At 64.8% G+C, this 10,298-nt stretch carries 9 protein-coding genes; 6 read left to right on the forward strand and 3 right to left on the reverse strand.

The window, feature by feature from the left end; all coding sequences use genetic code 11:
• The 6 genes from EN745_RS21190 to EN745_RS21215 form a co-directional block, all read left to right on the forward strand.
• On the forward strand, positions 1–992 hold a 992-nt coding region (locus EN745_RS21190), incomplete at its 5' end, for a response regulator/pilus assembly protein (protein ID WP_127422171.1).
• On the forward strand, positions 989–2,410 hold the full coding sequence (locus EN745_RS21195; protein WP_126054272.1) for a CpaF family protein: 1,422 nt from the start codon (positions 989–991) through the stop codon (positions 2,408–2,410). The genes EN745_RS21190 and EN745_RS21195, both read left to right, overlap by 4 nt.
• Positions 2,411–2,413: 3 nt before the next feature.
• Complete coding sequence (locus EN745_RS21200; RefSeq protein WP_127422172.1) at positions 2,414–3,379, forward strand: type II secretion system F family protein; 966 nt, start codon at positions 2,414–2,416, stop codon at positions 3,377–3,379.
• Position 3,380: 1 nt separating this feature from the next.
• Positions 3,381–4,349: a type II secretion system F family protein gene (locus EN745_RS21205; RefSeq protein WP_126054274.1), complete on the forward strand. Its 969-nt coding sequence runs from the start codon at positions 3,381–3,383 to the stop codon at positions 4,347–4,349.
• A gap of 136 nt (positions 4,350–4,485) precedes the next feature.
• Positions 4,486–4,962 (forward strand): tetratricopeptide repeat protein, encoded by a 477-nt coding sequence (locus tag EN745_RS21210; RefSeq protein ID WP_127422173.1) that lies wholly within the window; start codon positions 4,486–4,488, stop codon positions 4,960–4,962.
• A gap of 400 nt (positions 4,963–5,362) precedes the next feature.
• A complete protein-coding gene (locus EN745_RS21215; RefSeq protein WP_127422174.1) occupies positions 5,363–6,535 on the forward strand; it encodes a diguanylate cyclase in 1,173 nt (390 codons plus the stop codon).
• Between the two features lie 13 nt (positions 6,536–6,548).
• Here the strand turns inward: EN745_RS21215 and gcvP are convergent, their stop codons facing one another.
• The 3 genes from gcvP to EN745_RS21230 all read right to left on the reverse strand — a co-directional run.
• Positions 6,549–9,359 (reverse strand): aminomethyl-transferring glycine dehydrogenase, encoded by a 2,811-nt coding sequence (gcvP, locus tag EN745_RS21220; protein WP_127422175.1) that lies wholly within the window; start codon positions 9,357–9,359, stop codon positions 6,549–6,551.
• Between the two features lie 16 nt (positions 9,360–9,375).
• Positions 9,376–9,744: a glycine cleavage system protein GcvH gene (gene gcvH, locus EN745_RS21225; RefSeq protein WP_127422176.1), complete on the reverse strand. Its 369-nt coding sequence runs from the start codon at positions 9,742–9,744 to the stop codon at positions 9,376–9,378.
• Positions 9,745–9,750: 6 nt separating this feature from the next.
• On the reverse strand, positions 9,751–10,298 hold a 548-nt coding region (locus EN745_RS21230), incomplete at its 5' end, for a glycine cleavage T C-terminal barrel domain-containing protein (RefSeq protein WP_281034785.1).

Raw genomic sequence — 10,298 nt, forward strand, 5'->3', positions numbered from 1 at the left:
TCATGCGCCGGCTGGAAGGCCGGGTCCCGGTGGTCGTGGTCACGCAGGAATTCAACGCAGCGGCGGTGCGCATCCTGGTCCAGCTCAAGGTCGCCGACTTTCTGGTCAAGCCGATCACCACCGCCGACCTGGTGCGTTCCGTCGTGCGGGCGCTGCAGGGGCCCGGGCGGGAGGAAAACACCGAGTCGCAGATCTATACCTTCATGCCCGCCGCCGGCGGCGTCGGCACCACGACGCTGGCGCTGCAGACCGCCTTCCAACTGCATCATTCGGTGACGCGCGGCGCCTCGACCTGCGTCGTCGACCTCAATTTCCAGCAGGGCGCCTGCGCCGAATATCTCGATCTCGAGCCGCGCTTCGACATTACCGAGATCGAGAACCAGCCGGAGCGTCTCGACCGGCAGCTGCTGGACGTGATGCTGTCCAAGCATGCGAGCGGGCTCTGCGTGCTGGCGGCGCCGACGCGCCCGTCGGAGATGCGCTCCTTCAAGACCGACGTCGTGGTGCGCATGCTCGACCTCGTCTCGGCCTATTTCGACAATGTCGTCATCGACATGCCGCGCACCTGGTTCCCATGGACCGAGACGGTGCTGCTCGGCTCCAACAAGCTCTATATCGTGGCCGAGATGACGGTGCCGTGCCTGCGCCACACGCAACGCCTCATCCAGGCGATCTACGAGACCGCCGGCAGGGAGGTGAAGCCGAACGTGATCGTCAACCGCTTCGAGCAGAAGATGTTCGACAACGGCATCAAGCAGGCCGATGTCCAGGACATCCTCGGCGAGCATTTCGTCGGTGGCATCTCGAACAATTACCGGCTGGTGCGCGAGGCCGTGGACCGTGGCGTGCCGCTGCACGACATCGACCCGAACGCCAATGTCGTCAATGACCTGAAGAAGATCATCCTGCCCGAGGAAGCGGTGACGACGACGGCCAAGTCGAAGTCGCTGTTCGGCCTCGGCAAGGGCCTGCTGAAGAGGAAGGCCGGATGACCAGCCGCTTTTCAACGCTCCAGAACCGCGACCTGCGTCCGCAGCGCCCAGCCGAGGCGGCGCCGGTGACGCAGCACACCGTGGTCATCCCGACGACGCGCAAGCTTGTCGCGCCGAAGGTCGAGGCAGCCCCCGCCAAGAGCGCCAACAAGGTGCTCGACGCGCGGGTGCGTATCCACCGCATGCTGCTCGAGGAAATCAACCTCGTGGCGCTGGAACGGCTGCCGAAGGACGAGATGCGCCGGCAGGTGCATGAATTCGTCTCGGAAAAGACCCGCCATGAGCGAATGGCGATCAACACCGCCGAGCTCGACGCGCTGGTCGACGACATCGTCGACGAGATGGTCGGTCTCGGCCCACTGGAGCCGCTGCTCAAAGACCCCGAGATCAACGACATCCTGATCAACGGCCACCAGAATTGCTTCGTCGAAAGGCGCGGCAAGCTGCAGCAGGTGCATATCCCGTTCAAGGACGAGGCGCATCTGCTTCGAATCATAAACAAAATCGTCGCCGCGGTCGGCCGTCGCGTCGATGAGTCGGCGCCGATGGTCGACGCGCGCATGCTGGACGGCTCGCGTTTCAACGCCGCCATCCGGCCGGTTGGCGTCGACGGGCCGCTGGTGTCGATCCGCAAATTCTCCAAGAACAAGCTCGGCCTGCACAAGCTGGTCGAATTCGGCGCCATCACCCAGAACATGGCCGAGGTGCTGGCGGCGGCCGTGCATGCCCGCAAGACCACCATCATCTCTGGCGGCACCGGCACCGGCAAGACGACGATGCTGAACGCGCTGTCGGCCTTCATTCCCGAGGACGAGCGACTGATCACCATCGAGGACGCCGCCGAGCTGCAATTGCAGCAGCCGCATGTCGCGCGCATGGAGACACGGCCCGCCAATATCGAGGGCCACGGCGAACTGAAGCAGCGCGACCTGGTCAAGAACGCGCTGCGCATGCGCCCCGACCGCGTCATCCTCGGCGAGTGCCGCGGCGAGGAAGCCTTCGACATGCTGCAGGCGATGAACACCGGCCATGAAGGCTCGATGGCGACCATCCACGCCAACACGCCGCGCGACGCCATCTCGCGCCTGGAGCAGATGCTCGGCATGACCGGCATGCCGATGACGGTGCAGTCGATCCGCAGCCAGATCGCCAGCGCCATCGACATCATCGTGCAACTGACCCGCCTGTCCGACGGCAAGCGCAAGGTGACCAGCGTCGCCGAGGTGACCGGCATGGAAGGCGACGTCATCCAGATGCAGGAGATATTCCGCTTCGTGCGCACCGGCATGGAGGCGGACGGCAAGATCCTCGGTCACTACGAGGCGACCGGAATCCGCCCGCGCTTCCTCGAGGACCTGCGCGCCATGGGCATCGAATTCCCGGGCAAGTATTTCGAACCCGGCCGTCCACAGGAGTAACCGGTGTTCGGAGGCTTCAGCGCGATCTACGTCGTCTATGCCGCGGCAGCGCTCACCGGCATCATGATCGCAGAGGCGTGCTACCTGCTTTATGCCGGCCGCAGCGACAAACGCACCGCAATCAACCGGCGCATGAAGCTGCAGGAGAACAAGATCAGCCAGGAACAGGTGCTGATCCAGCTGCGCAAGGAACGCGGCCTGGAGGCGGGCAGCTCGGTGTTCTCGCTCGACCGGTTCCACGCCTTGCGCACCCAGTCCGGCATGACGATGCCCCTGTCCAAATTCCTGGCGATCACTTCGGGCGCGGCGCTGGTGGCGGCGCTGGTCGCCATCTGGTACGGGCTGCCGTTGCTGCTCGGCCTGCTATTGTTTGTCGTCCTCTTGCCGGTGCTGCCCGTCATGTCGCTGCGCTTCCAGCGCGGCCGCCGGCTGAAACGGTTCGGCATGCAGTTGCCGGAGGCGCTGGAACTGATCACGCGCGGCCTGAAGGCCGGCCATCCGGTGCCGGTCGCCATCTCCATGGTGGCGCGCGAGATGCCGGACCCGATCGGCACTGAGTTCGGCGTCATCGCCGATGAGGTGACCTACGGCTCGGACCTGGTTTCGGCGCTGAATTCGCTGTTCGACCGGGTCGGCCATGAAGACCTGCCGTTGTTCGTCACCGCCGTGTCGATCCAGAACAGTTCGGGCGGCAATCTGCGCGAGATCCTCGACGGGCTGTCGTCGACGATCCGCGAACGCGGCAAGCTGCGTCGCAAGGTGCGCGCGATTTCGACCGAGGGCCGCATGTCGGCCTATATCCTGACGGCCGTGCCGGCGCTGCTGTTCGCGGCCATCATGGTGATGATGCCGCAATTCTACAAAAGCGTCTGGGGCGAGCCGAAGACCTGGTACTTGCTTGGCGGCTCGGTCACCTGGCTGATGCTGGGCAATGCCATCATGTTCAAGATGTCGAACTTCAGGTTCTGACATGCAGGCTGTGATCGAATTCCTCGCTTCGCTCGCGCCGACCTCGCTGTTGCCGGTTGCGGTGCTGCTGCTGATGCTGGGTGGCAGCGCGGTGGCCTGGCCGCTGGTCGTTGCCAAGGGCGACCGCAACGAGGTCAAGCGCCGGCTGAAGGTGGAGGAGAGCAGCAAGGCCGTCGAGCAGACTGAGCCTGCGCCGCGGAAGAATTCCAACGCGGTGCGCGAGAAGGCGGTGAAGCGGGCGCAGGAATTCTACGCCAAGAGCGACCCCGAGAATGTCGCGCGGCTGCGCATGAAGCTGATCCAGGCCGGCTACATGGAACCGCGTGCTGTCGGCACCTTCTTCCTGATCCGCTTTGCCGCCTTCGTCGGCCTGGCTCTTGGCGCCCTGCTGCTCAACCACTGGATGGCGAGCGCGGATTCGACCATGACCAGCCGCTGGACCTTCGTCATCCTTTCGGGCGCCGCCGGCTATTTCCTGCCCGGTCTGGTGCTGACCCAGAAGGTGCGGGAGAAGATGCGCGAATACCGCAACGGCTTTCCCGACTTCATGGACCTGATGATCGTCTGCTCCGACGCCGGCATGAGCATGGAGGCCGGCATCGAGCGCGTCTCCAAGGAGCTCGCCAAGACCTATCCTTCGCTCAGCATGAACCTGCAGCTGGTATCGCTGGAGCTCAGGGCCGGGCGCAGCCTCGACGATGCGCTCAAGGCGCTCGCCGATCGTCTCAGCCTCGATGAGGTGCGCTCCTTCGCGACGCTGCTGCAGCAGTCCAAGGAACTGGGCACCAGCCTGTCGGGGGCGTTGCGCGTCTTTTCCGACGAGATGCGGCACAAGCGCATGTCGCTGGCCGAGGAGAAGGCGCATGCCCTGCCAGCCAAGATGTCGGTGCCGGTGACGGTATGCATCCTGCCGGTGGTGCTGATGATCGCCATCATCCCGATCATCGTAAAGATGACGACCGCGCACTGAACCCACGGCAACGCTGGTTAACGCATCCTTTGCGCGCAACCGAAATTTAGGGGCATTTCAGCACCGAAGCTTAATCGCTGCTGTGTACAGTGCTCCCTGAAGAACGACCCGACAAATCGGGCGATGGGGCAGGGGCATGCGTCACAGACATCCCGCGGCAATGGCCGCATTGGCAGCCGTCTTGATGATCACCGGTTGCACGACCAGCAGCAACCGCGTCGACACGACCAAGACCACCGCGATCCAGCCAGCGTCCAAGGATGTCAGCGCTTCCGACCTGGCGGAGGGCAAGGCGCAGTTCCGCGAGGCGAATTACGGCCTTGCCGAAAAGCATTTCCGCAAGGCCGTCGAGCTCAAGGCCGACAATGCCGAAGCCTGGATGGGGCTGGCCGCTTCCTATGACGAGCTCGGCCGTTTCGACTTCGCCGACCGCGCCTATGACCAGCTCTTGAAGGTCGCCGGCCGCAAGCCGCAGATCGTCAACAACATGGGCTATTCGCAACTGCTGCGCGGCAACAAGACGAAGGCAAGGGTCTTGCTGCTCGAGGCCAAGGCCCACATGGCCGATCCGACCGTGGTCGACGCCAACCTCGCGCTCCTGAACAAGAGCTAGAGGCTTTCGCGCCTAGACTGAATCGTTCCGCCCGAATCGACTTAGTCGCTGCGAGACGAGACAATTTCAACCGGCACTATTTCCTGTTTGTCGATTTGCAAAAGACAATTCGACGGATGCGGCTTCCTGCTGGCGGACGCCGCTTTGTCAGCCGCATGCGCGATGCACAACATCGGGCATGCGGCCTCTTTCGCACGGGTCGCGTCGCGATCGTCGACAGAACTGTTTCAATATAAACCAGAACGTCTCTAGTCTTCGCGCGTGCCCTTCATAGTAGTGGACGCTTTGTAAACCTTGTCCGAAGGTTGCGTCGAAAGGTTAGCTGAAAACGGTGTCGGCGGGCCGTCGTTAACCTAGAATGGGGATGCAACCGACGTCTCCCAAGAGGCTGCGCTCAAGAATGTTGGATTTTAGTTCGCTCCTGCTCGCGGCGGCGCTGTCGGGCTCGTGCCTCAGCATCACGCTGTTTGCGATCTGGTTCACCGCGCCGCGGGCGCACTTCGTGCTGACGGTGGCGTGCGGCATGCTCGTGCTTGTCGCGCATGTCGTGCTGTTCTGGCAGTACACAAAGGAGCCCGGCCCTTTGCTGTGCCAGGCTACCCTTGCGCTGCTCAACCTGGGTTTTTTGGTGATCTGCCTGTCGTCCATGCAGTATCTCAGCGTGCCCGGCTACAAGCGCGTGATTGTGCCGACCCTGCTAGCAATGACCGTTTGCGCCGCCGTCACCTATTTCGGTTTTGACGGTATCGGCTTCATCCTCACCTATGCGACTGTTACGGCGATGCTCGTCGTGATCGGTGTGATGTTTTGGATCAAGGGCGGCGGTCATGATCGCCGGATCCTGCTGGTCGTCTCATTCCTCAGCGGCACCTGTGCGGTGTCCTTCGCACTGTGTGGCTTAGTGCTGGCGATCCGTGGACAGTGGGTGCTTGGCTTGGCACCCAACAATTGGGCCGAACGGCTGAATTCCGTCGTTGCGGTCGCCTGCATGACCGGTCTCGGCGCGCTGACGCTTTCGCTGCACCACTTGCAGGCGCAGATCGAATTGAAGGCCGAGACCCTGACCGATCCACTGACGGGGCTGATGAACCGGCGGGCGCTGAACTCGCTCTATGGCGAGCGCGCCTTCGGACCGTTCATGGCGGTGGTGATGTTCGACCTCGACCATTTCAAGAGGACGAACGACCTGTTCGGCCATCCGGTCGGCGACAAGGTTCTGTGCCGCTTCGCCGCGATTATCAGGAAGTACGGCAGGAGCGGCGTCGACGCCTTCCGCCTTGGCGGCGAGGAATTCGCGCTGGTCATGTCGCGCATGACCGAAGACAAGGCCTTCGATCTTGCCAGCAAGATCGGCGTCGCCTTCGGCGCCGAGGTGGTGCCAACCCCGCGCGGCCCGCTGCGCAGCACTGTCAGCGGCGGCATCGGCTTCGGCAAGGCCGAAGGCAGCAGCCTCGACGATGTGCTGGCCGAGGCGGACAAGGCACTCTACGCGGCCAAGCATGCCGGACGGAACTGCGTTCTTGTCCTGGACAAGGTGAGCAAGGCCGACGGGCCGGCCTTGCGTTCCGCTTGATCGCTCCCGAGCGCTACTCGGCAGCGCCCAGATATTCCGACAGCGGCGGGCAGGAGCAGACGAGGTTGCGATCGCCGGCGACATTGTCGATGCGCGACACCGGCGGCCAATATTTGGCCGACGTGTCGGCATCGCCTGCGGGATAGGCCGCTTCCAGACGCGAATAGGGATGCGTCCAGCTGCCGGCCAGCGCTTCCGCCGCGGTGTGCGGCGCGTTGACAAGCGGGTTATCGTTGAGCGGCCACTCGCCCTTCGCCACCTTGGCCGCCTCGCCGGCGATGGCAATCATCGCCTCGCAGAAACGGTCGAGCTCGCGCTTGGGCTCGGACTCGGTCGGCTCGACCATCAGCGTGCCGGCGACCGGGAACGACATGGTCGGCGCATGGAAGCCATAGTCGATCAGCCGCTTGGCAATATCGTCGACGCTGATGCCGGCGCTCTCCTTGAGCACGCGCGTGTCGAGGATGCATTCATGCGCGATGCGATCGTGCCTGCCCTTGTAGAGGAGCGGGAAATGCGGCGCGAGCCGTGTCGCCACATAGTTGGCCGAGATGATGGCCGTCTCCGTGGCCTGCTTGAGGCCGGAGGCGCCCATCATGCGGATGTACATCCAGGTGATCGGCAGGATGGAAGCGCTGCCGAACGGCGCTGCCGACACGGCATGCGCCGACCCTTCCGTGACATGGCCCGGCAGATAGGGCTTCAGATGCGCCTTGACGCCGATCGGGCCGACACCCGGACCGCCGCCGCCATGCGGAATGCAGAAGGTCTTGTGCAGGTTCATGTGGCAGACGTCGGCGCCGATGTCGCCTGGTCGGGCGAGGCCGACCAGGGCGTTGAGGTTGGCGCCGTCGAAATAGACCTGGCCGCCATGCTCATGGATGAGCGCGCAGAGGTGGCGCGCGCCTTCCTCGTAGACGCCATGCGTCGAGGGGTAGGTGAACATCAGCGCCGCGAGATTCTTGGAATGCTCGTTGGCCTTGGCCCTCATGTCGTCCATGTCGATATTGCCGTCCTCGGAACAGCGCACGACGACGACACTCATTCCCGCCATCGCTGCGCTCGCGGGATTGGTGCCATGCGCGGAGGACGGGATCAGGCAGACGGTGCGATGACCCTCGCCGCGCGAGCGGTGGTAGGCGCGGATGGCGAGCAGGCCGGCATATTCGCCCTGGCTGCCGGCATTGGGCTGCAGGCTGACCGCATCGAAGCCGGTGATTTCAGACAGCCAGCCTTCCAGCTCGCCGACCATGGCGCGATAGCCGGCCGAATGGCTGGCCGGCGCGAAGGGATGCAGGTTGGCGACGCTCGGCCAGCTCACCGGCATCATCTCGGCAGCGGCGTTGAGCTTCATGGTGCAGGATCCCAGCGGGATCATGGCGCGGTCGAGCGCCAGGTCCTTGTCGGCCAGCCGGCGCAGGAAGCGCATCATGTCCGTCTCGGAATGGTTCTCGTGGAAGACCGGCTGGGTCAGGAATTCCTTGCCGCGCGGTTTTCCAGGCACGGTTCGGTCGGCCGCCGCGGGGGCCTTGGCGCTGAAGAGGCCGGCGATCGCCTCGAGGTCGGACTCGGTCGAGGTTTCGTCGAAGGCGACGCCGATATGGTCGGCGTCGATGACGCGCACGAGCCGGCCGGTCTTCTCGGCGGCGGCGGCGATCGCCTTGGCCTTGCCCCGCACTTCGACCATTACCGTGTCGAAACGGCTGGCGCCGAGCACGGCAACGCCCGATGCCGTGAGGCCGGCGGCCAGGCGCCCGGCGAGCCCGTGGATGCGCTCGGCGATCGCCTGCAGGCCGGCGGGGCCGTGCCAGATCGCATAGGCGGTCGCCATGTTGGCGAGCAGCGCCTGCGCGGTGCAGATGTTGGAGGTGGCCTTGTCGCGGCGGATATGCTGCTCGCGCGTCTGCAGCGCCAGCCGGTAGCTGGGACGCCCCTTGCTGTCGGTGGACTGGCCGACCAGGCGGCCGGGCATCAGCCGGGTCAATTTGTCGGAGACGGCGCAATAGGCGGCGTGCGGGCCGCCGAAGCCCATCGGCACGCCGAAGCGCTGCATCGGACCGACGGCGATGTCGGCGCCCAGTTTGGCCGGAGCATCGGTCAGCGTCAGGCCGAGCGGATCGGCGATGAAGATGACCAGCGCGCCGGTGGCGCGGGCTTTCTCGATCGCCGCCTTGTGGTCGCCATAGACGCCGAAGGTGTCCGGCCAGGAGACGAGCAGAGCGGCGGTGTTGTCGTCGATCGTCTCGCCGTCGACCTCTGTGCCGAGCGGCTCGGCGCGGGTGCGCACGACGTCCAGCGTCTGCGGATGCGGCGTGCCGGCAATCGCCACCTTGGTGCGTTTGTCGCGGTGATGGCGAAGGGCAATGCCGACGGCCTCGGCAACGGCGGTGGCTTCGTCGAGCAGCGAAGCCGACGCCACCGGCAGGCCGGTCAGTTCGGTGACCAGCGTCTGGAAGTTGAACAACATTTCCAGCCGGCCCTGGCTGATCTCGGCCTGGTAGGGCGTGTAGGCCGTGTACCAGGCCGGGTTCTCGAACAGGTTGCGCTGAATGACCGGCGGCACGTGGACGCCGTGGTAGCCGGCGCCGATAAAGCTCTTCAGCACCGTGTTCTTGGCCATCGTCGCCGACAATTCGGCCAGTGCTTCGGCCTCGCTGGCCGGCGCGGGCAGCGTCAGCGGCTGGTCGAGGCGGATCGATCTCGGCACGGCCTGGCTGATCAGCGTCTCGACGGACGGGACGCCGATTACGGCCAGCATGGCTCGGACATCATTGAGGCCGGGGCCGATGTGGCGGGCCGAGAAGGGGTAGGGTGCTGCGGTCATCGTAACTGTCCTGCTCTCAACCGATATGGGCCTTGTAGGCAGCTTCATCCAGAAGCCCGTCGAGCTGGCCTTCATTGGCGAGCTTCATCTTCCACAGCCAGCCGTCGCCCGTGGCGGCCGAATTGACCAGCGACGGATCCGACGACAGCGAGGTGTTGGCCTCGGTGATCTCGCCGTCGACCGGTGCGTAGACATCCGACGCGGCCTTGACGGATTCGACCACGACGGCGGTGTCGCCCTTGGCCAGCTTGCGGCCGACTTCCGGCAGTTCGACGAAGACGAGATCGCCGAGCTGCTCCTGCGCGTAGTCAGTGATGCCAACGGTGGCGACGCCGCCTTCGACACGGAGCCATTCGTGGTCTTCGGTGAAATAGGTCTTTGCCATCGGGAATTATCCTTTGCGGTAGCGATGAGGTGTGAAAGGCAAGGGGTTGATATCGATCGGGATTTTCGTCCCGCGCACATCGGCGAAAAGTTTGCTTCCGGGCCTGGCGAGTGCCGTGTTGACGTAGCCCATGGCGACCGGATGACCGGCCGACGGGCCGAAGCCGCCGGAGGTGACATGGCCAGCCGCATTGCCGGCGGCGTCGAAAAGCGCGGCGCCCGCGCGCACCGGCTGGCGGCCGTCCGGCTTCAGTCCGACACGTTTCTGCGCCGACCCACGCTCCAGTATGGCGCGCAGAGCGTCGGCGCCGATGAAGTGGCCGGCGGCACGGATATCCTTGGGGACGGCCCACATCAATCCGGCGCTGGCCGGATCGAATTCCTCGGTGATGTCCTGGCCATGCAGGCAGAGCCCGGCCTCCAGCCGCAGGCTGTCGCGGGCGGCGAGGCCGATCCACTGCACGCGCTCGTCGTTGAGCAATGTCGCGACCAGGTCCCGCGCATCCGCTTCCGGCAAGCCGATCTCGAAACCGTCCTCGCCGGTATAGCCGGAGC

This window comes from Mesorhizobium sp. M4A.F.Ca.ET.022.05.2.1, assembly GCF_003998845.1.
In the GTDB taxonomy this organism is placed as follows: domain Bacteria; phylum Pseudomonadota; class Alphaproteobacteria; order Rhizobiales; family Rhizobiaceae; genus Mesorhizobium.